At 62.9% G+C, this 24,695-nt stretch carries 24 protein-coding genes; 16 read left to right on the top strand and 8 right to left on the bottom strand.

Annotated elements, in window-relative coordinates; translation table 11 throughout:
- Window positions 1–62: 62 nt before the first annotated feature.
- On the bottom strand, window positions 63–1,199 hold the full coding sequence (locus ABI546_RS04190) for an iron-containing alcohol dehydrogenase (RefSeq protein ID WP_348044409.1): 1,137 nt from the start codon (window positions 1,197–1,199) through the stop codon (window positions 63–65).
- A 100-nt stretch (window positions 1,200–1,299) separates the two neighbouring features.
- On the opposite strand from ABI546_RS04190, the gene ABI546_RS04195 reads away from it, so the two are divergent.
- The 4 genes from ABI546_RS04195 (at window position 1,300) to ABI546_RS04210 (ending at window position 6,348) form a co-directional block, all read left to right on the top strand.
- Window positions 1,300–2,166: a fumarylacetoacetate hydrolase gene (locus ABI546_RS04195; RefSeq protein WP_348044410.1), complete on the top strand. Its 867-nt coding sequence runs from the start codon at window positions 1,300–1,302 to the stop codon at window positions 2,164–2,166.
- Window positions 2,166–3,140, top strand: a complete 975-nt coding sequence (locus ABI546_RS04200) for an alpha/beta hydrolase (RefSeq protein ID WP_348044412.1) — start codon at window positions 2,166–2,168, stop codon at window positions 3,138–3,140. The genes ABI546_RS04195 and ABI546_RS04200 overlap by 1 nt, the downstream gene beginning before the upstream one ends.
- 2 nt (window positions 3,141–3,142) lie before the next feature.
- The gene (locus ABI546_RS04205; RefSeq protein ID WP_348044414.1) at window positions 3,143–4,000 is read left to right on the top strand and encodes a YbgC/FadM family acyl-CoA thioesterase; all 858 of its coding nucleotides are present in this window, start codon (window positions 3,143–3,145) and stop codon (window positions 3,998–4,000) included.
- Window positions 4,001–4,113: 113 nt separating this feature from the next.
- Window positions 4,114–6,348, top strand: a complete 2,235-nt coding sequence (locus ABI546_RS04210; protein ID WP_348044416.1) for an O-antigen ligase family protein — start codon at window positions 4,114–4,116, stop codon at window positions 6,346–6,348.
- Here ABI546_RS04210 and ABI546_RS04215 read toward each other — a convergent pair.
- Both ABI546_RS04215 and ABI546_RS04220 read right to left on the bottom strand, forming a co-directional pair.
- Window positions 6,345–7,223 (bottom strand): NRDE family protein, encoded by an 879-nt coding sequence (locus ABI546_RS04215; protein ID WP_348044418.1) that lies wholly within the window; start codon window positions 7,221–7,223, stop codon window positions 6,345–6,347. The two genes, ABI546_RS04210 and ABI546_RS04215, sit on opposite strands and share 4 nt — an antisense overlap.
- Before the next feature lie 92 nt (window positions 7,224–7,315).
- Window positions 7,316–8,275 carry a folate-binding protein gene (locus ABI546_RS04220; RefSeq protein ID WP_348044420.1) on the bottom strand — a complete coding sequence of 320 codons (960 nt, stop codon included), beginning with the start codon at window positions 8,273–8,275 and terminating at the stop codon, window positions 7,316–7,318.
- A gap of 118 nt (window positions 8,276–8,393) precedes the next feature.
- On the opposite strand from ABI546_RS04220, the gene mltG reads away from it, so the two are divergent.
- The 7 genes from mltG (at window position 8,394) to ABI546_RS04255 (ending at window position 13,906) form a co-directional block, all read left to right on the top strand.
- On the top strand, window positions 8,394–9,368 hold the full coding sequence (gene mltG, locus ABI546_RS04225; RefSeq protein ID WP_348044422.1) for an endolytic transglycosylase MltG: 975 nt from the start codon (window positions 8,394–8,396) through the stop codon (window positions 9,366–9,368).
- A gap of 180 nt (window positions 9,369–9,548) precedes the next feature.
- Complete coding sequence (gene tmk / locus ABI546_RS04230; protein ID WP_348044424.1) at window positions 9,549–10,241, top strand: dTMP kinase; 693 nt, start codon at window positions 9,549–9,551, stop codon at window positions 10,239–10,241.
- Window positions 10,238–11,353, top strand: a complete 1,116-nt coding sequence (locus ABI546_RS04235; RefSeq protein ID WP_348044426.1) for a DNA polymerase III subunit delta' — start codon at window positions 10,238–10,240, stop codon at window positions 11,351–11,353. Before tmk ends, ABI546_RS04235 begins: the two co-directional genes overlap by 4 nt.
- Before the next feature lie 60 nt (window positions 11,354–11,413).
- The gene (locus ABI546_RS04240) at window positions 11,414–11,794 is read left to right on the top strand and encodes a PilZ domain-containing protein (protein WP_348044428.1); all 381 of its coding nucleotides are present in this window, start codon (window positions 11,414–11,416) and stop codon (window positions 11,792–11,794) included.
- A gap of 119 nt (window positions 11,795–11,913) precedes the next feature.
- On the top strand, window positions 11,914–12,723 hold the full coding sequence (locus ABI546_RS04245; protein ID WP_348044430.1) for a TatD family hydrolase: 810 nt from the start codon (window positions 11,914–11,916) through the stop codon (window positions 12,721–12,723).
- Between the two features lie 11 nt (window positions 12,724–12,734).
- Window positions 12,735–13,391: an ankyrin repeat domain-containing protein gene (locus ABI546_RS04250; RefSeq protein ID WP_348044457.1), complete on the top strand. Its 657-nt coding sequence runs from the start codon at window positions 12,735–12,737 to the stop codon at window positions 13,389–13,391.
- A 176-nt stretch (window positions 13,392–13,567) separates the two neighbouring features.
- The gene (locus tag ABI546_RS04255; RefSeq protein WP_348044432.1) at window positions 13,568–13,906 is read left to right on the top strand and encodes a hypothetical protein; all 339 of its coding nucleotides are present in this window, start codon (window positions 13,568–13,570) and stop codon (window positions 13,904–13,906) included.
- Between the two features lie 430 nt (window positions 13,907–14,336).
- Here ABI546_RS04255 and ABI546_RS04260 read toward each other — a convergent pair whose 3' ends face one another.
- Genes ABI546_RS04260 through ABI546_RS04280 form a run of 5 tightly spaced genes read right to left on the bottom strand, consistent with a single transcriptional unit; the run spans window position 14,337 to window position 18,068 of the window.
- The gene (locus ABI546_RS04260) at window positions 14,337–15,695 is read right to left on the bottom strand and encodes an ATP-binding protein (protein WP_348044434.1); all 1,359 of its coding nucleotides are present in this window, start codon (window positions 15,693–15,695) and stop codon (window positions 14,337–14,339) included.
- A gap of 8 nt (window positions 15,696–15,703) precedes the next feature.
- Window positions 15,704–16,366: a response regulator gene (locus tag ABI546_RS04265; protein WP_348044435.1), complete on the bottom strand. Its 663-nt coding sequence runs from the start codon at window positions 16,364–16,366 to the stop codon at window positions 15,704–15,706.
- A 33-nt stretch (window positions 16,367–16,399) separates the two neighbouring features.
- Window positions 16,400–17,155 (bottom strand): cytochrome b/b6 domain-containing protein, encoded by a 756-nt coding sequence (locus tag ABI546_RS04270; RefSeq protein WP_348044437.1) that lies wholly within the window; start codon window positions 17,153–17,155, stop codon window positions 16,400–16,402.
- On the bottom strand, window positions 17,127–17,606 hold the full coding sequence (locus tag ABI546_RS04275) for a diheme cytochrome c (protein WP_348044439.1): 480 nt from the start codon (window positions 17,604–17,606) through the stop codon (window positions 17,127–17,129). Before ABI546_RS04275 ends, ABI546_RS04270 begins: the two co-directional genes overlap by 29 nt.
- 33 nt (window positions 17,607–17,639) lie before the next feature.
- Window positions 17,640–18,068 carry a DUF1924 domain-containing protein gene (locus ABI546_RS04280; protein WP_348044441.1) on the bottom strand — a complete coding sequence of 143 codons (429 nt, stop codon included), beginning with the start codon at window positions 18,066–18,068 and terminating at the stop codon, window positions 17,640–17,642.
- A 169-nt stretch (window positions 18,069–18,237) separates the two neighbouring features.
- Here ABI546_RS04280 and ABI546_RS04285 point away from each other — a divergent pair, with 169 nt between their 5' ends.
- The 5 genes from ABI546_RS04285 (at window position 18,238) to ABI546_RS04305 (ending at window position 24,404) form a co-directional block, all read left to right on the top strand.
- Entirely contained in the window at window positions 18,238–19,719 is a 1,482-nt protein-coding gene (locus ABI546_RS04285; RefSeq protein WP_348044443.1) for an AAA family ATPase, read from the top strand.
- A gap of 75 nt (window positions 19,720–19,794) precedes the next feature.
- A complete protein-coding gene (locus ABI546_RS04290) occupies window positions 19,795–21,324 on the top strand; it encodes a thymidine phosphorylase family protein (protein ID WP_348044445.1) in 1,530 nt (509 codons plus the stop codon).
- Window positions 21,321–22,244 carry a ribose-phosphate pyrophosphokinase gene (locus ABI546_RS04295; RefSeq protein WP_348044447.1) on the top strand — a complete coding sequence of 308 codons (924 nt, stop codon included), beginning with the start codon at window positions 21,321–21,323 and terminating at the stop codon, window positions 22,242–22,244. Before ABI546_RS04290 ends, ABI546_RS04295 begins: the two co-directional genes overlap by 4 nt.
- 36 nt (window positions 22,245–22,280) lie before the next feature.
- Window positions 22,281–22,931 (top strand): nitroreductase family protein, encoded by a 651-nt coding sequence (locus tag ABI546_RS04300; protein WP_348044449.1) that lies wholly within the window; start codon window positions 22,281–22,283, stop codon window positions 22,929–22,931.
- Window positions 22,932–23,042: 111 nt separating this feature from the next.
- On the top strand, window positions 23,043–24,404 hold the full coding sequence (locus tag ABI546_RS04305; protein ID WP_348044451.1) for an MBL fold metallo-hydrolase: 1,362 nt from the start codon (window positions 23,043–23,045) through the stop codon (window positions 24,402–24,404).
- Window positions 24,405–24,695: the final 291 nt, after the last annotated feature.

The following is a 24,695-nucleotide window of genomic DNA, read 5'->3' on the forward strand; positions in this document are numbered from 1 at the left end:
TGGGCCGGTTGTGTCGCCACAACCGAAGTTGCGACGAGCGGTACTCGAGCGTCCTGAATTGCCTACAACGAGGTTCCCAGCATCTCTTCGTATTCCTGCGCCGTTGCAATGCGCGGATTCGTCTTGTGGCAATGGTCCGCCAGTGCACCAGTGATGATTTGGCTGAATTGATTGCGCTGAACCCCCATAGCCGACAGGCCTGCGGGCAGCTCGAGACGGGCATTCATGTCCTTGATGGCCTCGGGAATGTCGCTGCCTGAAGCCAGCCCCATGGCGCGCGCCATGCGGTTCAGACGGTTGTCTTTTTGCACGGATTCAGCAGCGGCATTAAAGCGCACGACCGCCGGCAGAAACATGGCGTTCAGCGTGCCGTGGTGCAGACGCGGGTCGACGCCGCCCAGGCTGTGGCTTAGCGAATGTACGCAGCCCAGGCCCTTCTGGAAAGCCATGGCGCCCTGCATCGAGGCACTCATCAAATTAAAACGTGCATCGCGGTCGCTGCCGTCGCGGGTAGCGCGCTCGATATGGGCCCAGCCGCGCTCCAGGCCGTCCAGCGCAATGCCGTCTGCGGGCGGGTTGAAGGCGGCCGACATAAACGTCTCCATGCAATGCGCGATGGCGTCCATGCCGGTGGCCGCTGTCAGTTTGGCGGGCAGGCCCAGCGTGAGTTCGGGATCGCAAATGGCTGTTTTGGGCACCAGGTGCCATGAATGAAAGCCCAACTTGCGGTGGTCGTCCACAATGATGATGGCGCCGCGTGCGACTTCGCTGCCCGTGCCGCTGGTGGTGGGCACGGCAATCAGCGGGGCCGCCTTGTCTGTAATGAGCGGGGAGCCGCCTTCAATCGTGGCGTAGCGGGTGAGCGGGCCTTCATGCGTGGCGGCAATCGCCACGCCCTTGGCGCAGTCGATCGCCGAGCCACCCCCCACGGCGATCAGGCCGTCGCAGCCGGCGGACTTGTACAGCGCCGCAGCTGCGCGAACAGCTGCCTCGGTAGGGTTGGAAGGGGTTTGGTCAAACACCGCCACCTGCAGGCCAGGCAGTGCGTCAAGCGCTTTTTGCAGAATGCCTGCAGCTTTGACACCGGGGTCGGTGACGATGAGCGGGCGGGTGATGCCGACACGCTCACATTCCTGTTTGAGCAGCTTGATGGCGCCAAACTCAAACTGGATCTGGGTGACGTAATAGATAAAGGCCATGGTTTTGCTGTCTTTCGCGTTGTACGATGCTGGGCGGTTTTCCCGTGCCGTCCATCTTGCCGCAATCGGCTTGACCTTACTTTAATAGCTGGAGATGTCCATGAATTGCAAGCAAACCCTGATGCTGGTCACCTTGGCGATAGCGGGCCTGCAAGCCCGCGCCGAATGCCTCAGCGACATACAGGTCAGCGACATGGCAGAAAAGATGGCGGCCAGATTGCCTGCGAGCAACCCGGAAGGCCTTAATGAAGCCGATGGCGCCTGCACCCGCGCCAAACTGAATGCGCTGCTTGAAAAACGTTACGGCAAAGTGGTCGGCTACAAGGCGGGCTTGACGAATCCGGCGGTGCAAAAACGCTTTAACTATGACCAGCCCGTGTGGGGCAAGCTTTACGAAGGCATGGTGTTGCCCAGCGGCTCGGCGGTCGAGGCGGCATTTGGCGCCCGTCCGCTGTTTGAGGCCGACATGCTGGTGCGCGTCAAGAGCGCGACCATCAATCAGGCCAAAACCCCGATGGACGTGCTTGAAGCGATCGATCAGGTGATTCCCTTCATCGAGCTGCCTGACCTGGTGGTACAGGCGCCGCCCAAACTTAGCGGCCCGGCGGTCAGCGCCATCAATGTCGGTGCGCGCTTAGGTGTGGCCGGTATACCTTTGGCCGTGCCCGCAACCCGGGCAGAGCGCTTTTCCATGCTGAGTGCCCTCGAGAACATGACCGTTGTGCTTGCAGACGGCAGCGGTGTGGAGCTGGGCAAAGGCAAGGGCAGCGATATCCTCGGGCATCCACTCAACGTCGTGGTCTGGCTGGCCGGCGCGCTGGCCAAAGAGGGCCTGGCCATGAAACCGGGCGACCTGATCAGCCTGGGATCGTTCTCGCCGCTGCTGCCGCCCAAGGCCGGCCTCACCGCCACCGCAACCTATCAGGGTCTGGCGGGCGCGCAGCCCGTATCGGTGTCTTTTAAATAATGGCGGTCCGCTCTGCAGAGGCGTTGCTGACGCCTGCGATGCGAGACGTGCTCAGCCGCATGGCGCGTGCCAACCGACCGCCGTTTCATTCGCTCACGCCAACTGAGGCGAAGGCCGCCTATCAAGCCGGCGCGGGCGTGCTGGAGATTCCCAAACCCGCGCTGCGGCGGGTTGAAGAGCTGCGCATTCCGGCGCGGGACGTCCATGCCTTGCCCGCACGCCTTTACGCGCCTTCGTTAGACAAACTGCCGGTGCTGATGTACTTTCACGGCGGCGGTTTCAATATAGGCAGCGTGGCCACGCACGATGTGCTGTGCCGCCAGCTCAGCCATTTGTCGGGCTGTGCCGTGGTGTCAGTGGACTACCGGCTGGCACCGAACCACAAGTTCCCCGTGGCAGCCAATGACGCCTGGGATGCCATGCAGTGGTTGCCATCCCAGGCTGCGGGCCTGGGCCTGGACGGCACGCGGCTGGCCGTGGGCGGTGACAGCGCGGGCGGCACGCTGGCCGCCATGTGCGCCATCCTGGCCCGCGATGTGGGCCTGCCGCTGGCGCTGCAGCTACTGTTTTACCCCGGCTGTGCGGCCCACCAGGACACGCCGTCACACCGGATTTTTGCCAGGGGCTTTGTGCTGGAAGAAACTGATATCACCTGGTTCTTCAATCACTATGTGCGAAGCCCTGCAGACCGCGATGACTGGCGCTTTGCGCCGCTTAACGCCCCCGATGTCGATGGCGTGGCGCCGGCCTGGGTGGGCCTGGCAGAGTGCGATCCACTGGTCGACGAAGGCGTCATGTACGCTGACAAGCTGCGCACGGCCGGCGTCGCCGTGGACCTTGAAATCTACCGCGGCGTGACACACGAGTTCATCAAAATGGGGCGCATCATCCCCGAAGCGCGGCAGGCCCATGCCGACGCGGCGCGGGCCCTGCGCCTGGCGTTCAACCTCCATCCAGACTCCTCCACGGCGTAACCATGAAACGACATGACTTCCGGTTTTTTCACCGTCTGCGGGTCCGCTGGGCTGAAGTGGACATGCAAAAAATCGTGTTCAACGCGCATTACCTGATGTACTTTGACACCGCCATCACCGACTACTGGCGCGACCTGGCCTTGCCCTACGAGGAATCCATGCATCAGCTGGGAGGAGACCTGTATGTCAAGAAAGCGAGCGTGGAGTACCACGGCTCGGCACGGTTTGACGATCGGCTTGACGTGGCGCTTCGGTGTGCGCGCATCGGCAATTCCTCGATGACGTTTACCGGCGCAATTTTCAGGGACGAACAGTTGCTGATTGGCTGTGAGCTGATCTATGTGTTTGCGGACCCCGTCACGCAAACGTCGAGAACGCTGCCTGATGCGTTGCGCCACCTGCTAACCCGCTTTGAGGCCGGCGAGAGCATGGTTCAGATCCGAAAAGGCGACTGGGCTACCCTGGGCAGCGACGCGGCCCGGATCCGCACGACTGTGTTTGTGCAGGAACAGGGCATTCCCATGGAAATGGCGTGCGATGAAGCGGACCGCACGGCTGTGCATGCCGTCGCTTACAACGGCCTGGGGCAGGGCATCGCGACGGGGCGACTGGTGCGGCAAGCTGACGGCACAGCGAAGATCGGGCGCCTGGCGGTGCATCGTGCGCTGCGTGGCGCCCATGTCGGTCAGGATCTGTTGCTGGCGCTCATGGAGGATGCCCGCGAGAGCGGACATCGGGAGGTCATGCTTCACGCCCAGCGTAGCGCTGAGGGTTTTTACAGCCGCCTTGGCTTCAACGTTCGCGGCCAACCGTTCGACGAAGCCGGCATTTCCCACATCGAAATGGCCAGAACGGCGTAACAGCATCGCAACAGCCCTGCAACGGCAAGCCCACAAAGACGACAATCATGGCTTCGCCGGTCGTGGGAGAGCATCCTGCCGGCTTCAAAGATTGAGAAAGCTGACCGATTTTCATGGCCAAGAAAAAGAATCGCCCCGACAAGCAGGACCACGCCACAAACGCCCACGCGGCAATCGGGCCGGATCATGCCGGTTCAGTTCGCCCAGATCTGGGAAACGCATTGCCCGAAGAGGTCACCCAGGGAAACTGGGTCGCCATCCTGCTTGCGTGCATGATGTTTCTTACCCCCGCCCTTGGCGTTCCCCACGAAGAAATGCTGCAGGACACGCTGAAATCCATGGTGGTGTCGTTTTCGGCGATCGGTGCGGGCCTGATTTTCTTCTGGCAGCAGCGCCACCGGCAGGAACCCCTGCGCTGGCATGCCCTCATGTGGCTGCCTCTGGCGCTGATGTTTTATGCCATGGCAAGCATGCTGTGGTCACATGCCTACCTCGGCGGGGTGGAGGCAATCAGGTGGTTCGTCTTCAGCCTGTTGCTGTGGCTGGGGCTCAATACCCTGTCAAGGGACCGGCTGCCTCATTTGGCCCTGGGGATTCATGCGGGCGCCCTCATCGCTTCACTGTGGACCGCACTTCAGTTCTGGTTTGATTTCACTTATTTTCCGCAAGGCCCGAATCCGGGATCCACCTTTGTCAATCGCAACTTCTTTGCCGAATTTGCGGTCTGCACCATTCCTTTTTCCTTCTACCTGCTGATGCGGGCGCGGGACTCGCTGCAAATCTCCCTGCTGTCCTTGACCAACGGCTTTGTCATTGTGGCGCTCATGATGACGGGGACCCGCGGGGCGCTCATGGCGTTATGGCTCCTGCTGTTTTTCTTGCTGCCGCTCATTGCAACGCTTTATCGCCGGCAATTGCCAATCGCTTCGTGGCGCCTGAATCAAAAAGCGCTGGCATGCGGGTTTTTTGTCACAACTGTGCTGGCTTTGGGTCTCAGCCATACGGGAAATCCCAAACTGATTGAAGAAGCACGGGGCATCACACCATTCGAGCGGGCTTTTAAACGAACCGCCACGATCTCCATGGATGACAGCTCACTGGGCGTGCGCTTTGTGATGTGGAAGGCGACGTCCCGGATCATCCAGGCCCATCCGCTAAAAGGCATTGGCGCCGGCGCCTGGGAGGTGGATATTCCCCTGTACCAGGTTGACGGCACCCAGCTTGAAACCGACTATTACGTTCACAACGAAATTCTTCAATTGCTGGCCGAATATGGCCTGGTGGGCTGGATTTTCCTGCTGGCCCTTTTTGGCTATCTGAGCCTGGCTGCCTGGAAAACGTTGAGGAATCGAGGGCCCGCGTGGTTGCAGGAAGCGCCGGAACGTGCGCTTGTCCTGTCCAGCTTGCTGGCGCTTTTGATCGTCAGCAATATCGGATTTCCATGGCACCTTGCCAGTACCGATGCGATATTTGCGCTCGCGCTGGCGCTTCTGGCCGCTTCCGATTCACGGCTGGGAGTTCAAGGCAAACTCGCTGCCCAAAACATTGCGTGGAAACCCGTATATTCGAAAGTACTTGGTATCACCTTAATGTTTGGCCTGGCGCTGGCGATTTACACATCCCAGCAGGCCGCCGTTGCTGAGCGAAAAATCGTCGTCGCAGTAAAACTGGCCTTGACTATTACGCAATCCCAGGATGTAAATAACCCCCGCTGGGATCCCGCCAAACTGAAAATGCTGGAACTGATCAACGAAGGCATCGACATCAACCCTCATTATCGAAAACTGACCCCCATGGTCGCCGACGAGCTTGCGCGGTGGGGCGATTGGCGAAACGCTGTGTGGATCTGGGAGTCGGTGGTGGCTTCGCGTCCGTACGTAGTGGCATTGATGACCAACATTGCCCGCGGATATGCCCAGATGGGAGCCATGAAGCAAGCCTTTGAATACCTCGATCGCTGCAAAAAACTCCAGCCGACAGCCCTCTCAGTCCGATCGCTGGAGGTCATGCTGCTGAGCCGGACAGGCAAGATGGCCGAGGCCTATACACTGGTCAAGAACTACCTAGCCGAAGGTACTTATGACTATGACCTGCTGAATGCTGCCTGGATACTTGGCGTAAAAAATGGCGACTACGATCTGGCCATCCAGGGCATGGAACTGCGCAACAAGAACTTTCCCGTGCAACAGGTCGATGGGTTAATAAAGCTCGGCTATCTCTACGCGTTCCAGAAAAAAGATGAAGCCAAAGCACTGGAGTTCTACAAGGCGGCTATGACGGCCTCCGCCGAAAAAGACAGGGAAGCGACGCGACAGCACATTCCACCGGACTACCGACCTAAGCTTTAAAGGGCGGGCGCAGGTCTCTGCCATTCAAGGGTAAAACGCCGAGAAACTGCGAACGACGGCTGGGCGGTGAGCTGTTCTGCGGCTCGGTCCGGGTAGGTGCGTTCCTCCAGCTGAACGTTCCAGGCTTGCGACGGGTCAGCAGGGCTTGCGGTCACCACCAGTACTGTGCTGCTGCGGGTGCCGTACGCATGGTCTGGAAAAACCACATAAGCACTGGACAGCGCTTCTTCCAGCGCCAATGGCACACCGGTGGCAGGAAGATGTTCGGGTAGCGCGCGCTGGCGATTGCCTAATGCCAACCATAGCGGCGTCTGAAGGTCCCTCGTTGTCTGCCCCGAGCCAGCTTTCAATGCGGCGAAGAGGGCTTGTTTCAGTTCGACTGTTTTCGGCCAGGGCGTGTCGAGCGCGGCGTTGGACAGTCCATAAATGCCAGGCACCAGCCACTGGACGCGCAGGCCCGAAGCTTCCGCCGCGGGGGGCTTGTTCGTCACCCAAGCCCAGGCGTTTTGCCGAACATCGCCGAGCACCAGGTTAAAGCCCGCATAGTGCTCTCCATCGTTTTCAAGCGTTGCAGCAAAACCTGCGGCGTCGTCACTGCTTTCCAGCCAACGCGTCACCAGTTCCCCCCGCGAGCGGGATCCAGCCTCTGCACGACTCCCGCGCACATTGGTGAGAAAGGCAATCCGACCGCCCGGGGTCATGCCCATCCACGTGCCGCCAGCGCGCAGGTCGCGGCCTGAAAGGATGTCTTGGCCGGAAGCGGTTTGCCAGCGGGCAAGCGGCAGCGTTGGGCGGTCCAGAAATTCATCGCGGTTGGCTGCAACTACCAGGGGCCAGCGTTCTGATGCGCCGATGGCAAACGCGATCAGGCACATGTCATGAGGCCCACATTGGTGCTTCGCCGCCAAGGCCACCAATCTCCCCGGGGGCGATCCGCCTGAAAATTGTCGGCACGCAGCCGCGCATCTCAAATATCCTCTAGCAAAGGGTAGGGCAGGGAAAGCAGGGTCAGGGCTTCACCCGTAGCGCTTCCCAGCGTCAGGCGGCCGCCTTCCGCATCGGCGGCGGCAGAAGTCTGCATGGACACGATGGCATCAAACCCGCCCTCCGGATGGGCCGCGGTGGCAGCGACCAGGCCGCAAGGCTGTTCTGCATCAGAAGCGTGAAACACTTCCTGGCCCACCACCGGCGTGCCGGCGGTATGAACAAGGTAGCCGCGCCGCTTGAGCGTGCCGCGAAACTGGCTGCGCGCCACGATCTCCTGGCCTGGGTAGCAGCCCTTTTTGAAGTTCACGCCCCCGACGGATTCGTAATTCAACATTTGCGGCACAAAAGCTTCAAAGATGGGTTGCGTGATCATCGCAATGCCAGATTGCACATCCAGCCAGTGCCACAAGGCACCGTCGATGCGAGGGCCCTCGGGAGCCGACGAGGCGGCAGGTCCGCACCAGATCGCGCGCGGCAGGCCCGCACCCGGATGCAAAAACACTACATTTGCATCACCAATATCGGCTTTTCCCCATACTGGACGAGCGCCACCAGCTATCGAATCAATAGCAGATCCCACAAGCCCATGCAAGCCGAACTCCGCGCTGGCATCCGTCAATTTGGCTTTGGCGCGCAGCACAAACATCGACAGGCGCTTAAGCGTGGCGGGCAGGATGTCGCGGCTGCACAGCAGTAACACGTCCTCTCCAGCATTGCCTTGGCGTTTGAAGACCACAAAGCTGGCCTGCATGCGGCCCTTGGCGCTGCAAAAAGCCGCTAACCGGGCTTCGCCCGCGCCCATCAAAGCGACGTCCTGGGTCAACTGGCCCTGCAAAAACGTGACCGCGTCTTCGCCTGTCACGCGAATCACGCCAAGGTGCGTTAGTTCGGCAAGGCCGGAAATCGTGGAAGCAGCGGAGGCGGTGGGGGGTAAGGTCATGGAGGCGTTCACAGTCGGTGAGGAGATGGGCTGAATTATCATAGGCCTCGGCTTTTGCGTTCTGTATAGAAAAGGTAGCTGGGTTGTGCGTCGTGTCTTTACAAGTCTGTTGATACTGGTGTTTCTCGCCGCCCTGCTGATATTTGGCGCAGGGCTGTGGTGGTTGCACGAGCCGATTCCCTTGCGGCTGGCGCCCGGCAACCAGGTGGTTGATCTGGAAATTGAGCCCGGTACGCCCGCCAGCGGCGTGGCCGATGTCATTGTGGCCAGCGGCGCGGACGTGCCAGCCGTCTTTCTCCATGCCTGGTTCCGCTTTTCAGGCCAGGCCCGCCTGATCAAGGCCGGCAGTTATGAGCTGGTGCCGGGCACCACGCCGCGCAAGCTGCTCAACATGCTGGTCCGCGGCGAGGAAGCCCTGAAAAGCGTCACACTGGTAGAAGGCTGGACCTTCAATCAGGTGCGCGCCGCGCTACAAAAAGCAGAGCAGCTTGCGCCCGATACGCTTGGCCTGGCGCCCGAAATAATCATGCAAAAACTGGGAAAACCAGGTGTACATCCCGAGGGCCGCTTCTTCCCCGATACCTACACCTACGCCAAGGGCTCCAGCGATCTAGCAGTGCTCAAGCGCGCCGCGCGGGCCATGGACAAACGGCTTGACGCCGCCTGGTCGCTTCGCAGCCCCGACACGCCACTGAAAACCCCTGACGAAGCCTTGATCCTGGCCAGCATTGTTGAAAAGGAAACCGGCAAGCCGTCAGACCGTGCCCAGATCGGTGGTGTTTTCACCAACCGGCTGCGCCTGGGCATGCTGCTGCAGACGGACCCCACCGTGATCTACGGGCTGGGCGACAAATTCGACGGCAACCTGCGCAAACGCGACCTTCTGGCGGACACCCCCTACAACACCTACACCCGCACCGGGCTGCCGCCCACGCCCATTGCGATGCCAGGCAGGGCGGCCTTGCTGGCCGCAGTGCAGCCGGCACCGACCAGGGCCATTTATTTTGTGGCACGCGGCGACGGCACCAGCCACTTCAGCAGCAGCCTGGACGAGCACAACCGCGCCGTCAACAAATACATCCGGGGTCAGTGAATATGACCCCCACGCTTGTCGCTTCGCGTACTACCCTAGCCCCCACGCTTTTCACTGCGTCTTCGACTTCGTGTAATGCGCTGCCCCCCGAGGGGGCGCTGCGCCTGCGGCCCGGCGAAGCCGGTTCCGCGGCCCCTGCTTGCAACGTAATTTCGGCCAGGCATTTGAGCGAACGAGATCATGAGCAATAGACCTCTGAGCGGCCTCTTTATCAGCTTCGAAGGCATCGACGGCGCGGGCAAGTCCACGCACATCGCAGGCCTTGCTGACGCATTCAAGGCTGCGGGCAGGGCGGTGACACTTACACGGGAGCCGGGCGGTACGGCGCTGGCTGAAAAGCTGCGCGCCATGGTCCTCAATGACGCCATGGACCCGCTGACTGAAGCCCTGCTGATTTTTGCCGCGCGGCGGGACCACCTGGTGAATGTGATTGCGCCGGCACTGTTGCGCGGCGACGTGGTGCTGTGTGACCGCTTCACCGATGCCACATTTGCCTACCAGGGGGCAGGGCGGGGTTTTGACCTGAAATTGCTGTCGACGCTGGAGCGCTGGGTCCAGTCCGACGAGGGGCTGCTGGGCGACCCGGCCGGCAACTCGCCCATGAAGCCCGAAGTGGAAACCGTGATCGAGCCGCACCTGACGGTCTGGTTTGACCTGGCCCCCGAGGAGGCCGCGCTGCGGCTGGCCCATGCGCGCGTGCCCGACAAGTTCGAAGCCCAGCCCGTGGAGTTTTTTCGCCGCGTGGCGCAAGGCTATGCGGATCGGCAGCATAACCACCCCGAGCGCTTCGCCCGCATTGACGCATCCCAAGGCCGCGACCAGGTCTGGCTGGCCGTGCAGCAGGTGTTTGTGGCCAAGGGCTGGCTGCCATGAGTGCGGTAGACACCTTGCCTGCTGCGTCCGAATCCAGTAATCCCCGCCTGGCGCCCTGGTTGCAGACCCAGCTTGAAAGCCTGCTGGTGCAGCGCGGCCATGCATGGCTTTTAAGCGGACCTTCCGGCCTGGGACAGTTTGAGCTCGCGCTGGCGCTCGCACGAGCCTGGCTTTGCGAAGATGCGACACCGCAGGGCGCCTGCGGCCACTGCGGCAGCTGTCACGCTATTGACGTGCATACACATGCCGACCTTTGCATGCTGATGCCTGAAACCCTGTCGCTGGCGCTTGGCTGGCCGCTCGACGAAAAGACGCAGGACGACCTGGACAGCAAGAAGCGAAAACCCAGCAAGGAAATCAAGGTTGATGCGGCGCGCGAAGCCGTGTCCTTCACACAGTTCACGCGCTCCCGCGGCACCACCAAGGTCGTGCTGGTGTTCCCCGCCGAGCGCATGAACCATGTCACCGCCAACACCTTGCTCAAAACGCTCGAAGAACCGCCCGGAGCGGTTAAATTCATCCTGGCCACCGAGGCGGCACATCAGTTGCTGCCCACCATCCGCAGCCGCTGCCTGGGCCACACCATGGTGTGGCCGGACTTTGAGCAAGCGCTGGGCTGGCTTCAGCAGGAAATTGCGCTTGCCGGAGACAGCGGCAGCGCCAAAAAAACCACAGCCGCTCCCCAAGCCGCCGACCTGCAAACCCTCCTGATTGCCGCAGGTGGCCGGCCCGCCGATGCATTGGAGTGGGCCAATAGCAATCCACCCGCGCTGGCAGCCCAGCATTGGCAAGCCCTGCCAAAAGCCATGGTGCGCGGCGACGTGAGCGCACTATCGGACTGGGCGCCGGCGCAAGCGGTTGATGCGCTGCAAAAACTTTGCCATGATGTCCTGGCGGTGCGGATGGGTGCTGCGCCGCGGTTTTTCCAGGCGGCGGATCTCCCGCCAACCGGTTCCACCGGGGCGGGAAAAACAGCGAGCAGCCTTTATGCTCTAGCCAGCTGGTCCAAGGAACTGGCGACGACAGCCCGGACCGTGGAGCACCCCTACAACCCGGGGCTGATGCTCGAATCGTTGGTGAGCCGTGCCCGGACAGCCCTGAATGCGAAATAAACCGCGTCTTTTATGCCGCAATTGCGGGCGCCTTCCTGGCCAAACCGATAAACTAACGCCATGAGCACACTACCGCCCGCCAGTTCACCAGCAGCTGCCACCGCCCGCCCCAGCGTGGTCCAGCTGGCCATCAAGGAAAAAGCAGCACTTTACGCCGCCTACATTCCTTTGTTCGCTGAAGGCGGCGTTTTCATTCCGACGGCACGCGATTACAAACTCGGTGACGATGTGTATGTACTCCTGACGCTCCCCGAAGATACGCAACGCTATCCCGTGGCAGGCAAGGTCGCTTGGGTCACGCCCGCCAGGGCGGCCGGAAACCGGACGCAAGGCGTTGGCGTACGGTTTCCGTCTGACGAAAAATCCCGCATTTTGAAACTCAAGATTGAAGAAATCCTGGGCGCGCACCTGGCCTCCGACAGGCCCACACAGACAATTTAGGCCTGGCGAGCGGAGTTCGCTGCAGGTATGCCTGCACACACCGTTGCTATGGTATTTATAGCTGCTGGCGCAAGTCACGCCTGGCCTGCGGTCTGTTTTGACACCTAACTTCTCATCGCATGTTTACTGACTCCCATTGCCACCTGAGCTTTCCGGAGCTTCAGGCGCAATTGCCTCAAATCCGGCTGGCCATGCAAGCCGCACAAGTTGATCGCGCCCTGTGCATCTGCACCACGTTGGAAGAATTCGAAACGGTTCATGGCCTGGCCACGAGCTACGACAACTTCTGGGCGACCGTCGGCGTGCATCCCGACAACGAAGACGTCCAGGAGCCCAGCCTGGACGACCTGCTGGAGCGTGCCCGCCTCCCCAAAGTGGTTGGTATCGGCGAGACCGGACTCGACTACTACCGGCTGGGTGACCGCACCGTGGCTGACATGGAATGGCAGCGCGAGCGGTTTCGCGTGCACATCCGCGCAGCGCGCCAAACCGGCAAGCCCCTGGTTATCCATACCCGCAGCGCCTCCGAAGATACTCTTGCCTTGTTGAAGGAGGAGGGCGGCAGCACCGGCCAGGCCGGCAGCGCCACCGGCGTTTTTCATTGTTTTACCGAAACCCAGGCAGTGGCCCGTGCGGCGCTTGACCTTGGGTTTTACATCTCTTTTTCTGGCATCCTGACCTTCAAGAATGCGTCCGATCTGCGTGAGGTGGCCCGCTTTGTTCCGCTGGACCGTATGCTGATTGAAACCGACAGCCCCTATTTGGCACCCATGCCTCATCGCGGAAAAACCAACAATCCCTCGTTCGTTCCTCTCGTGGCACAGCAGATCGCAGAGCTAACGCAGCAGCCCATCCAGACCATCGCCGAAGCCACCAGCCGTAACTTTGACCAGTTATTTAGCGGGGTAAATAGCGGAGCAAAGTCGTGAAAAAATACTTCATAAATCACTTTAAAAAAACAATTTACCTTATTGTTTTTTATGGATTTTCTTCTGCTTATGCGGGGTCCTACGAAGATTTCTTTGTGGCTGTGAAACGCGACGACGCCCCCACAATCCAGGCATTGCTACAGCGTGGTTTTGACCCCAACACACCCGACCCAACCGGCCAGCACGGACTTTTTCTTGCCTTGAAAGAGCCGTCACCCAACGCGGCGGAGGCCTTGATTAACTGGCCCAAGACCGAGGTCAACAGCCTGGACGGCAAAGGGGAAAGCGCGCTGATGCTGGCTGCGCTGAAGAACCAGCAAGACCTGGCTGAAAAACTGATCAAAAGGGGCGCCGACGTCAACAAGACCGGCTGGACGCCGCTGCATTACGCCGCCACGGGCGGGCACCTGGCCATCATCAGCCTGCTGCTGGAAAACAGCGCCTATATTGATGCCGAGTCTCCCAACGGCACCACGCCGCTGATGATGGCCGCCATGTATGGCACCACAGCAGCAGTGCGTCTTCTCCTGGAGGAGGGCGCCGACCCTCAACTCAAAAACCAGCTGGGTTTGACGGCCTTGCAGTTTGCCCAGCAAGGCAACCGGCCTGATGCAGCAGAAGCGATCGCAGCTGCCATTCGCGTAAAAAGGCCAGCCGGAACCTGGTGAGTTGACATGCCTGGCATCAGATTTCAAGCAGAGGGAGCACGGACGCACCGACAAGGAAGGACTGTCCGGTCAGTACTTACCTAGTGAGTGTGGCGGTGCCGTCCGACTTGACGCAGCCCACACAAGACATATGCTTTGAACTGCGTCTCTGATCCGGAGCGTGCAGGGAGAAACTCATGGTACTTTTGAAATGCGCGGTGGCGCTGTCCTTTTCAGCCTTGGTCGCGCCGGCCATGGCGTGCTACACCGTCTATAACCCCAGCAACCAGGTTGTGTATTCCGGTGAGGCGCCGCCCATAGACATGAGCTACCAGATCCACGAAAAGCTGCCCACAGTCTTTCCCAGTGGCCACCTGATTTTTGACATGAGCAACAATTGCCCGTCGGTAGACGTACGCCGCGCCGCGCCGCAACTCACCAATGTCGCGCTTGTATCGGCCGCACCAGCGCCCAGACGAAAACGTCAGATGACGCGCGCCCAGCGCGAACGCGCGCTCGATTCCCTGACGAAATGAGCATGGGTGGCGCGCCGTTTTAGACTTGACTCCGCCTTGATACCGGCAGCTTGCGATCAGAGTGTTTTAAGGCGCAGATCGGCGAGCAAAGACCGAAAGCGTTTTGTATGCTCCATACGGCCTGCGATTCCCACTTAATGTTCCACGATGTATATTATGTTAAGTAGTTTCCGCTAACCCGGAGTGCCGTAAAACTGCTCTAAGCAGCCTTAATAAACTTCTATACGTTTGTGTCAGAAACTTCTATACGGATTGCCGGAAGTGACCCCGGTATCGCAAGCCGCTGCCCTGCAGGACGACCTGCGCCGAGCCGGCATCGAGCCCTATGCGTGGGTGCTCAACAAGAGCGTGCTGGCGGCCGGTACCACAGACCCCTTGCTGGCGGCGCGGCTTGCGGGTGAGCTCAAGCAGTTTGATTCCTCGCAGCCATTTAAAGCGGGCTCAACTCCTTCGGCCCAAGCACCCGCACCACAAGACCGCCCTGCTCGATCGAAGCTTCAACTTGCAGCAGCATCCCATGCACGGCGACGATGCGCTGCACGATGGACCAGCCAAGCCCGCTGCCGCTTTCGGTGTTGCCGGTCACCCGGAAAAAACGCTCTCCCAGGCGCTGGAGTTCGCCTTCGGTCATGCCCGGGCCGCTGTCTTCCACCCGCAAAACCACCCGCCCATCCTGCTGCTGAACCGACACCTTCACGCACGCCATCCCAGGGCTGTATCTCACCGCGTTGTCTATAAGGTTGCGCACCAGAACGGTCAGCAGGATTTCGTCGCCCTGAAGATGGCAGGATTCCGCGGCGTCCAGCTCCAGCGCTTGGTTTTTGCTGATGGCCTTGGGCGCCAGCTCTGCGACCACGCGCCGCACCAGTGCGCTCACGTTCACTGGCGCAGACGCCGGCGGTGCAACGGCATCCAGCCTCGACAGGGTCAGCAGCTGCTCCACAAGCCGGGCCGCCCGGTCGCAGCCCTCGAGCGTGTTGTGCAGCGCGTGCCTTCGCGGCCCTTCGGCGGTTTCGCCCAGCGCCACCTCGGCTTGTGCCCGGATGGCGGCAATCGGTGTGCGCAATTCGTGGGCGGCGTCGGCGGTAAAGCGCCGTTCGGACTCCAGCAGCGTGGCTATACGCACAAACAGGGCGTTCAGGGCATCAACCATGGGCACCATCTCCGATGGCACGTCGTTCACGGCAAGCGGTAGTACGGCCGCCGGTTGCCGCTCGGCCAGCGCGTGGCCGAGCCGGCGCATGGGTGCAACGCCGCGGTACACGGCCCACCACAGCGCCAGGGCAAGCAAGGGAAGAGCCAACGCCATGGGCCACAGCGTGCTACGCAGCACCGCCAGCAAGATGTCGTCGCGGGAGCCCGTTTGCTCCCCCACATACACCTGCACATCGTCCTCCGCGCCGTAGGTGGCAAACACCCGCCACGCTGAACCGGCCATCTGCACGGTGGTGAACCCGGTTTTGAAATGTTTGCTGCGCTCGATCATTGGCGTGACAGGTGCGTTTGCAGAACGCAGCGTAAGCCGGTTCTCATGAAACACCTGGAACACCACTTTGGGCGCGTAGCGGTGCAGTGTTGGCGTATCAACGCCACGGTCGCCCTCCTCCAGCTCCTGTGCCTGCTGCACCACCAACAGGGCGGCAGCCTGGGCCAGGTGGCCATCAAGCAGTTCGTCAAGCTCATGGCTCGCATCCAGCCATGTCAGCGCCGCAGTTGCCAGCCAGACCGTCAGCACCACGGAAAGCACCATGGCCATCAGGCGGCCCTGCAGGGAGCGCGGCCGCGTCATCACGATTTCTACGCGTCGCGTTGCAACATATAACCGACACCGCGCACCGTATGGATCAGCGTGCTGCCCAGCTTGCGCCGCAGGTTGTGGACATGAACTTCCACGGCGTTGCTCTCCACCTCCTTGCCCCAGCTATAGAGCTGCTGCTCAAGCTGTTCACGGGAAAGGACACGGTTGGCACTGAGCATGAGTGCTTGCAACAGGTCAAATTCTCGGGTAGATAGTGTGATGGACTGACCGGCCTGGTGCACGGAGCGGGCGGCCGGGTCGAGCACGACATCCTGCGCACGCAGGCACTCCTGCGGTTGACCGTGCGCACGGCGCACCAGCGCCCGCAGGCGGGCGGCCAGCTCCTGCATATCGACCGGCTTGACCACATAGTCGTCGGCCCCGACATCAAGCCCGCGTATGCGGTCCGGCACCGCGTCGCGGGCCGTCAGTACCAGCACGGGCGTCACGAAGCCCGCCCGCCGAATGCCGCCCAGAACCTCCAGGCCGTCCTTGCGCGGCAACCCGAGGTCGAGCACGGCAGCGTCATAGACCTGTGCGCGCAACTCGCGTTCTGCGGCCATACCATCGCGAACCCAGTCAACCTGAAAGCCAAGCTGCCTCAAGCCGGACTGCAGGCCGTCACCAAGCAGCGTGTCGTCTTCAGCAAGCAGGATGCGCATGCGGCAATTGTCCCATTTGTTCCACGGGAGCACTCAGTCGTCATCACTATCCAGGCCGGCAGCTTTCGTCGCTGCTGCGGGCCGGTCCATCACGCGGCCGGGGGGAGCGCCTTGCCATTGCAGCCACCAGAAGCCCAGCACCGCCACGAGCATCAGGATGGCCACGCTGCGCCAGGCCCGTGCAACGGCGTCCTGAGGGCGGCCGGTCTTGTAGCCGGTGACCATGGCCCAAACCAGGTTCTCACGGTGCAACCAGCTGGCAGCCAGCACGCCGGCGATATGCAGCCCCACCACCGCCAGCATGGTGTTGGCGGCCAGCTCATGCAGGTCTTCCAGCCGGCCCCCACCAAGGTCGTTGTAGGTGGCCCAGCCCATCGCCGCGATCAGCACGGCCAGCCCCAGGAGCGCCACGATGGCCATCGCGCCGGCCGGATTGTGTCCGATATGGTGCTCCGGCCGGCGGCGCAGCAGGGCACGCAGGTAGCTTGCCACCGCGCGCGGTCTGCGCACAAAGCTGGAGAAGCGCGCGTAACGCGTACCGATCAGACCCCAGAGCACACGAAAAATCACCAAACCGGCCATCGTGTAGCCCAGCGTGACATGCAGCAGTCGCCAGCTTTCGCTTTCGGCGGTGATGTAGGCCCCCGTAAAACTGAGCACCAGCAGCCAGTGGAAAACACGCACCGGTGCGTCCCAGACAAGTACCCTGTCCGCGGCCTGGGCCTGAGCGGGTATTTCAGCCGAAGGGGTGCCAGCCGTGTCAGCGGGGGATGCGGATGTCGCGCTCATTGAATTCTCCTTGGTCAGCTCGTGTATGGCAGGCGACGCAGTTGGCCGCGCTTTTGACCGCCGGCAGTTTCCAGGTGGCGGGTGACACCTCATCGTGTTTGCGAATGAACCACGCGGAACGGGTAATGCGATCCTGCGGCGGCTCTTGCGTCACGCGTTTGTAGGTACCCGCGTGGGCGTCCAGCCAGACGGACAGGTCTTTGACCGTAGCCGCGTCCAGCGAAGCGTCGGTGCCGTAATGGTTCTTCAGGTTGCCCATCACGCGCTGCCACGACGCGGCAGGCAGCATGCCCGGCGGGTAAGCCACATGGCATGCCGCGCATTCCTGCTGGTACTTCGGCAGCAGCGGAACCTGACGCCCGCCATCGGCCAGAGCGGTGTGCGCAACGCCCCCTGCAGCAAGCAGGGCGGCGCAGTATTTGTAGAAGCGGGAACGAAGGCGGCGAACCATGATGTTTTCCTTTCCGGAGATGTGTTGCCGGCGTCAGGGCTTGAGCGTGAGCAGCCAGCTCAGCACATCGGCCTTTTCGGCTGCACTGCATTCGCGGCCCAGCACGTCGTTGCAGTTGCGGCGGAACCATTTTTCGGTTTTCACCGCATCCGTGAAACGCTCAGGGTTGAAGGCCGGCGCCAACGGGCCGATCGATTTTCCGGTGGATGCGTGTTTGCCAGCCTGCGTGGGCACGGCACCGTGGCAAGAGGCGCAACTCCATTCGCGGCCCTGCCGCGTGGTGAACAGCTGCTGGCCCCGGGCCGGCACGGCAGGCGCACCGGCCTGGGCGGTGTAGCTTCCCAGCACCTCCGCCGGCGTGCCCGCCCGGGCGACCTGTGCATATACCGTTCCGGCGAGGCAGGCGGCGGCGATTGCGAGGCAAAGACCCCTGCGGCATGGGGGCGACGACGAAAAATTCATGGGGGACACCTTTTTTTGAATGACTTCATGATGTTGCGCCGTCCTTAGGGTTTTCTTAAGCGGGATACGCTGTGCCGGAAATTGCGGCCGCATGCGGCGCCGACCGTGTTTGACACGCCCGCTTGATCGGAATCAAACGGAATTCTCGGCCCCGGCCTATCCTTTCCCCATGCACATCGCAGACGATGCCCTTCTGTCCGCTCGCGAGCTGGTCCATGCGCTGGCCGGTGTTTTGCATGCGCGGGTGATTGAGACGCACATTTCGTGGGTGCTGCTGGGGCCGGACTTTGCCTGGAAAATCAAGAAGCCTGTTTATCTTCCTTTCGTCAACTACGCCAGCCTGCAGGCCCGGCGGCAGTTCTGCGAAGAAGAAGTCCGCCTGAACCGGCGGCTTGCGCCTTCGCTTTACCTGGGGGTCACACGCATCACGGGAACGCCGCATTCACCCGGGCTCGACGGCGAGGGAACAGTGCTCGAATACGCGGTGCGTATGCGCCGTTTTGCGCCGGGAGCCCTGTTTAGCGAAAAAGCCGACGCGGGCGATCTGGGTGCGGGCGACATGGACGAACTCGCCGCGCTGCTTGCGGGCTTTCATGAAAACGCCCCGCGCGCCGACGCCCTCGCCGATTTCGCGGGCGCACAAGCACGGCGGGCGGCCGCGTTGGCCGCGCTCGACGGCGCCCGGCCGCTGATGGACGAGGCCACGCATGCCGCGCTCAAGGCCTGGCTCGACGCCGAAGCGGCGGCCCTCGCGCCGCTGTGGGCCGCACGGCTGGCGGACGGCCGTGTGCGTGAATGCCACGGCGATCTGCACCTGGCCAACATCGTGCGCCTGAATGACGGCGTGGCCGCCTTCGACGGCATCGAGTTCGACCCGGCCCTGCGCTGGATAGACGTGCTCGACGACATCGCCTTCGTGGTGATGGACCTCGCGGCCCACCGGCGGCAGGACCTGTGTTTTCGCTTTCTCAATGCCTGGCTGGACCGTACGGGCGACCACGGCGGCCTGCCGGCGCTGCGCTTTGCCGTCGTCTACCGGGCGCTGGTGAGGGCCCAGGGGGAACAACTGCGCGGTGCCGGCAGCCCCGCCGTGCGCCGTTACCTGGACACGGCGCTTGCCTGGGCCGCGCCCGGGAATGCCCGCTTGTTCATCACCCATGGCTTGCCGGGTTCCGGCAAGACTTTCGCCTCGCAGCGCGTCGTCGAGCGGGAAGGCGCGATTCGCCTGCGCTCCGACGTTGAACGAAAACGACTGCACGGACTGGGCATGCTGGAGGACTCGCGTGCGAAAGGCGTGGATCTGTACCAGGCCGATGCCACCACTCGCACCTACGCGCACCTTTTTTCCGTGGCGCGCACAGCCCTGCAGGCGGGGTATCCCGTGGTTCTCGACGCCGCTTTCCTGCGCCGCGCCGAGCGCGACCAGGCGCATGCGCTGGCGCTGGCGCTCCAGCTGCCGTTTTGCATCGTAAACTGTGAAGCGCCCCTGGCGGTGTTGCGCGCGCGCTTGCTGGGTCGCCGCGGAGACGCCTCTGAGGCCGACGGCGCCGTGCTGGACCGCTTGCGGAAAACCGCGGAACCGCTGTCCGCGGAGGAGCGCGCTTTCGCGCAGACGCCCGGGGCGGACAGCTCGCCGCCCGCGCCGGGGTGACGCGCCCAGGCCCGGACTTGCGTTTTATCAAGGCCGTCGGTGTTCTCCGCGCCTACAGTGGCGGCAAGGACCGCCATGCAAGAACCTTCCCACGCCCCGATCGCCAACCGTTTGCGCTTGCGCAGGCTGGGCATAGACACTTACCAGGAACCGGTGCTGTACATGCATCGCGACTGTCCTGTCTGCCATTCGGAAGGCTTTGAGGCGCAGTCGCGGGTGGAACTGCGGCTGGACGGCCAAACCATCGTCGCGACGCTCAACGTGGTCAGCGGCGATTTCCTGTCGCCGGATGAGGCCGGCCTTTCCGAAGCCGCCTGGCGCCTTCTCGACGCTCGGCCGGGTGCGGAGGTTTCGCTGCACCATCCCGCGCTGCTCGAATCGCTAGGCCATGTGCGCGCCAAAGTCTATGGAAAGCGCCTGGGCCAGGCGGCCATTGATGCGGTGATCGGGGACGTGGCGGCGGGCCGTTATTCGGACCTGCAGCTTGCGGCCTTCATCACGGCCTGCGCGGGCGACCACCTGGACCTGGACGAAACCATCGCACTCACGCGCGCCATGGTCAAGGCCGGCGAGCGCATGCAATGGGGCGACGGGCTGGTCATGGACAAGCATTGCGTGGGCGGGCTCCCCGGCAACCGGACCACCATGGTCATCGTCCCCATCATCGCGGCCTGTGGATTGCGAATGCCAAAAACCTCGTCGCGCGCCATCACCTCGCCCGCCGGCACGGCCGACACCATGGAGACGCTGGCGCCGGTGGACCTGGACGTGGCGCGGATACGCCGCGTTGTCGACCGCACCGGTGGCTGCATCGTCTGGGGCGGCGCCGTGCGGCTCAGCCCCGCGGACGATATCCTGATCCGCGTCGAGCGCCCCCTGGACCTCGACAGCCAGGGACAGCTCGTCGCCTCCATCCTGTCGAAAAAGGCCGCGGCCGGCGCCACGCATGTGTTGATCGACATGCCCGTCGGGCTGACCGCCAAGGTTCGCAGCGCGCATGCCGCCAATCTGCTTACGCGGCAGCTTGAACAGGTCGGCCGGGCCCTGGGCCTGCAGATGCGCGTGGTGCAAACCGACGGCGTGGCACCCGTGGGCCGCGGCATTGGTCCGGCGCTGGAGGCGCGCGACGTGCTGGCGGTGCTGCGCCGCGAGGATAGCGCACCGGCCGATCTGGCGCAGCGCTCGCTGCATCTGGCCGGGCAGATTCTCGAATTCGGCGGTGCCGCACCCAGCGGCGGCGGCATCGCGCTGGCCACGACCGTTCTGGAGGACGGGCGTGCCTGGAAGAAATTCCAGGAGATTTGCGAAGCGCAGGGCGGCTTGCGCGAACCCCCGGTCGCCCCCTGCCGGCAGCCCGTACCCTCACCGCGCGCCGGCACCGTGATCGCCATCGACAACCGGCGGCTGGCCCGCATCGCCAAACTCGCGGGGGCGCCCACCTCGGCCTGCGCGGGAATAGACATGAATGTGCAACTCGGCGCGATCGTGGAGCGCGGCCAGCCCTTGTTCACCTTGCACGCGGCTTCACCGGGCGAGCTGGCCTATGCGCTGGAATACGCCACCGCGCAGGCCGAGGCGGTGCATGTGATGGAGGACTCGAGATGAGGCGCGAACCACTGCTGGTCATCGCCCTGCCCGGGGAGGCGCAATTGGCCGCGGCGCTCGCGCGCAGCCTGCGTTGCGGCTGGAGCGAGCTGGCGTTGCACCACTTTCCCGACGGCGAAACCGGCGTGCGTATCGACGCCGCAGTCGAGGGTTGCCGCGTCCTGCTGGCCGGCAGCCTGAACCAGCCGGACGGCAAGACCCTGCCCCTGATTTTTGCGGCGGATGCAGCGCGCGAACTCGGTGCTTCGCAGGTCGGTCTGGTGGCGCCCTACCTGGCCTACATGCGGCAGGACAAACGCTTTCGCTCCGGCGAGGCCGTCACGTCGCGCAGCTATGCGCGGCTGCTGTCCGCGTCGCTGGACTTCCTGGTCACCGTCGACCCGCACCTGCACCGCGTGCACAGCCTGGACGAGATCTATCCCATCCGCACGCAGGTCGTGCCGGCCGCCCCCTTGATTGCCCGCTGGCTGCGCGGCCATGTCCCCTCGCCCTGGCTGATCGGGCCCGACCAGGAAAGCGCGCAGTGGGTCGCTGAAGTGGCCAGGCTGGCCGGTGCCCCCTGCACCGTACTGCGCAAAACGCGGCGCGGCGACCGGGACGTCGGTGTCAGGCTGGCCGGCCGCGAACGTTGGCCGGGGCGTGTGCCGGTGCTACTGGACGACATCATTTCCACGGGCGAAACCATGCTCGCCGCGACAAATCTGTTGAAGAAAGCCGGCCTGGGCGCCCCCGTGTGCATCGCCGTGCACGCGCTGTTTGACGGAGAGGGCCACCGCCGTTTGCTCGAAGGCGGCGCGTCGCGGGTGCTGACCTGCGACACGGTCGCGCACCCTTCCAACGCTATCCGCATGGCGCCCCTGCTGGCCCGTGCCGTGCGCCAGATCAGCGCCGGCAAAGGCGCAAGAAGCCGCCCAGCCTGAAACGCCAGACCTCACCAACACCCAAGGAGAGACAGCATGACAACCATAAGCAAATTCGCCCTCGGCTTGATGGGTAAGCTGCGGCCACGCCCCGTGCTGGGTGGTGCGGCCGCCGTGATCGCCCTGCCGCCGCCTGACAGGGTGGGCGGCATGCCTCTGCTGGAGGCCCTGGCCGGACGCCGGTCCCATCGCGAGTACAAACCCGACGCCCTGCCGCTGGCGGTGCTGTCCAACCTGCTGTGGGCAGCCGGCGGCATCAACCGCGACGACGGCGGGCGCACGGTGCCTTCGGCGCTCAACGCGCATGAAATCGATATTTTCGCGGCCTTGCCGGCCGGTGCCTACCGCTACGACCCCGCCGGACATGAATTGCAGCTGGCCGCGGGCGCCGACCTGAGGCGCGTCACCGGCTACCAGGACTTCGTCGACGATGCGCCCCTGGACCTGGTCTATGTCGCCAACCATGCGCGCATGGGTTTCATCCCCGCCGACCGGCGCGAGGCTTACGCCCACGTCGCGGCCGGCGCCATCACGCAAAACGTCTACCTCTATGCCGCCGGCAGCGGCCTGGCCACGGTGATACGCGCGTGGATAGACCGCGCGGCGATCGGCGATGCGCTGGGCCTCACACACGACCAGCAGGTTTTGCTGTCACAGACCGTCGGCTACCCCGCAGCGGCGGCCTGAACCGCGCGGGAGAACGCACCCTCCACCGGACCGGCCCCGCGCACTTTCATAAATGCACCCTGTCTGCGCTATATCAAATACGCCGGTTCGCACAAGGCCTAAGCTGTATGCATGAAGATCCAATTCCTGGGTGCCACCGACACCGTCACCGGTTCCAAATACCTGGTCCGTTATGGCGACGCCGCCGTTCTGGTCGATTGCGGCCTGTTTCAGGGTTACAAGCCGCTGCGTTTACGCAACTGGTCGCCCTTGCCTGTCGCGCCGGCCGATATTGATGCCGTGATCCTCACGCACGCCCATATCGACCACAGTGGTTACCTGCCGCTGCTGGCGCGCCAGGGTTTCAAAGGCAAGATTTTCTGCACACCGGGCACAGCGGACCTGTGCCGCATTCTGTTGCCGGACTCGGGCCATCTCCAGGAGGAAGAGGCCGAATACGCCAACCGGCATAGCCATTCAAAGCACGCGCCGGCATTGCCGCTGTACACGCGCGAAGATGCGCTGCGCTGCCTGAAGTTGCTGCATCCGGTGCCCAGCGGCAAGCACTGGCACCCGGCACCGGGCCTGAACGCCAGCCTGACGCCTTCCGGCCACATGGTGGGCTCGTCGTTTGTGCGGCTCGACAACGGCTCACGTTCCATCCTGTTCTCGGGAGACATAGGCCGGCCCAACGACCTGGTTCTGCAGCCGCCTTCACAGATGGACGGTGCCGACTACCTGGTGGTGGAGTCCACTTACGGTGACCGCCTGCACAAGGATTCCGATCCCGTGCTGGCGCTGGGCGAGGTGATCAATCGTACGGCCGCACGTGGTGGTGTGGTCGTGATCCCGGCTTTTGCAGTGGGGCGCGCGCAAAGCCTGCTGCATTGCATCCAGGTTCTCAAAACCCAAGGCGTCATACAGCGCAAGTTGCCGATCTACCTCAACAGCCCCATGGCGGCTAATGCCACGCAGGTGTACCTGAAGCACCAGGCGGAACTGCGCCTGACATCCGCGGAATGCGAAGCCATGGCGCATACGGCCCATATCGTCGAATCGCCTGAGGAGTCGCGCCTGCTGAACGCCAAGCACGGCCCCATGGTCATCATTGCCGCCAGCGGCATGGCAACGGGCGGGCGTGTGGTTCATCACCTCAAAGCCTTCGCCCCCGACAAACGCAACACAATCCTGTTCGCCGGCTTCCAGTCGGGCGGCACGCGCGGCGCCATCATCGCCGGCGGCGCGTCCACGGTACGAATCCACGGCGAAGACGTCGCGGTGCGCGCCGAAGTGGCGATGCTGGAGGACTTGTCTGCTCATTCGGATGCCGCCGAAATCATGGGCTGGCTGCGCGGTTTCAAGTTCACCCCGAAACAGACTTTCATCACTCACGGCGAGCCTGCCGCGGCCGATGCCATGCGCCAGCGCATCGAACGCGAACTGCACTGGCCCTGCCACCTTCCTTACTATCTCGAATCGGTTTCCCTCAACTGAGCGGCAGGCCAAAGCGACGTCGCCTTGATCCTGGTCAAGCAGGTGACCCGCGGATGCCCCAGACTGGGAAATGCCGAGCGCAACCTCCGGGTCGGCTGGGTAGCCTTTTTTGCCGCCACCTGAGCAAACCGGGTGACCCGTCGGTCCAGGGCATCGAAGACGTCATCGCAAGCACTGGCGCAGGCATGCGGCACGCGAAACGGCCGCCAACAAATGTTTCACTTAACGACAGCAGGGAAACACCATGAGGTTAAAAACCGACCCGGAAAACCGTTACGGCTCGCTCTCCAT

It is taken from the genome of Polaromonas sp., assembly GCF_039932935.1.
Lineage (GTDB): Bacteria > Pseudomonadota > Gammaproteobacteria > Burkholderiales > Burkholderiaceae_C > Polaromonas.

Coding starts and splice junctions, on each gene's coding strand:
- ABI546_RS04190 (WP_348044409.1), bottom strand. CDS start 1,199: ATGGCCTTTATCTATTACGTCACCCAGATCCAGTTTGAGTTTGGCGCC.
- ABI546_RS04195 (WP_348044410.1), top strand. CDS start 1,300: ATGAATTGCAAGCAAACCCTGATGCTGGTCACCTTGGCGATAGCGGGC.
- ABI546_RS04200 (WP_348044412.1), top strand. CDS start 2,166: ATGGCGGTCCGCTCTGCAGAGGCGTTGCTGACGCCTGCGATGCGAGAC.
- ABI546_RS04205 (WP_348044414.1), top strand. CDS start 3,143: ATGAAACGACATGACTTCCGGTTTTTTCACCGTCTGCGGGTCCGCTGG.
- ABI546_RS04210 (WP_348044416.1), top strand. CDS start 4,114: ATGGCCAAGAAAAAGAATCGCCCCGACAAGCAGGACCACGCCACAAAC.
- ABI546_RS04215 (WP_348044418.1), bottom strand. CDS start 7,223: ATGTGCCTGATCGCGTTTGCCATCGGCGCATCAGAACGCTGGCCCCTG.
- ABI546_RS04220 (WP_348044420.1), bottom strand. CDS start 8,275: ATGACCTTACCCCCCACCGCCTCCGCTGCTTCCACGATTTCCGGCCTT.
- tmk (WP_348044424.1), top strand. CDS start 9,549: ATGAGCAATAGACCTCTGAGCGGCCTCTTTATCAGCTTCGAAGGCATC.
- ABI546_RS04235 (WP_348044426.1), top strand. CDS start 10,238: ATGAGTGCGGTAGACACCTTGCCTGCTGCGTCCGAATCCAGTAATCCC.
- ABI546_RS04240 (WP_348044428.1), top strand. CDS start 11,414: ATGAGCACACTACCGCCCGCCAGTTCACCAGCAGCTGCCACCGCCCGC.
- ABI546_RS04245 (WP_348044430.1), top strand. CDS start 11,914: ATGTTTACTGACTCCCATTGCCACCTGAGCTTTCCGGAGCTTCAGGCG.
- ABI546_RS04255 (WP_348044432.1), top strand. CDS start 13,568: ATGGTACTTTTGAAATGCGCGGTGGCGCTGTCCTTTTCAGCCTTGGTC.
- ABI546_RS04260 (WP_348044434.1), bottom strand. CDS start 15,695: ATGACGCGGCCGCGCTCCCTGCAGGGCCGCCTGATGGCCATGGTGCTT.
- ABI546_RS04265 (WP_348044435.1), bottom strand. CDS start 16,366: ATGCGCATCCTGCTTGCTGAAGACGACACGCTGCTTGGTGACGGCCTG.
- ABI546_RS04270 (WP_348044437.1), bottom strand. CDS start 17,155: ATGAGCGCGACATCCGCATCCCCCGCTGACACGGCTGGCACCCCTTCG.
- ABI546_RS04275 (WP_348044439.1), bottom strand. CDS start 17,606: ATGGTTCGCCGCCTTCGTTCCCGCTTCTACAAATACTGCGCCGCCCTG.
- ABI546_RS04280 (WP_348044441.1), bottom strand. CDS start 18,068: ATGAATTTTTCGTCGTCGCCCCCATGCCGCAGGGGTCTTTGCCTCGCA.
- ABI546_RS04285 (WP_348044443.1), top strand. CDS start 18,238: ATGCACATCGCAGACGATGCCCTTCTGTCCGCTCGCGAGCTGGTCCAT.
- ABI546_RS04290 (WP_348044445.1), top strand. CDS start 19,795: ATGCAAGAACCTTCCCACGCCCCGATCGCCAACCGTTTGCGCTTGCGC.
- ABI546_RS04295 (WP_348044447.1), top strand. CDS start 21,321: ATGAGGCGCGAACCACTGCTGGTCATCGCCCTGCCCGGGGAGGCGCAA.
- ABI546_RS04300 (WP_348044449.1), top strand. CDS start 22,281: ATGACAACCATAAGCAAATTCGCCCTCGGCTTGATGGGTAAGCTGCGG.
- ABI546_RS04305 (WP_348044451.1), top strand. CDS start 23,043: ATGAAGATCCAATTCCTGGGTGCCACCGACACCGTCACCGGTTCCAAA.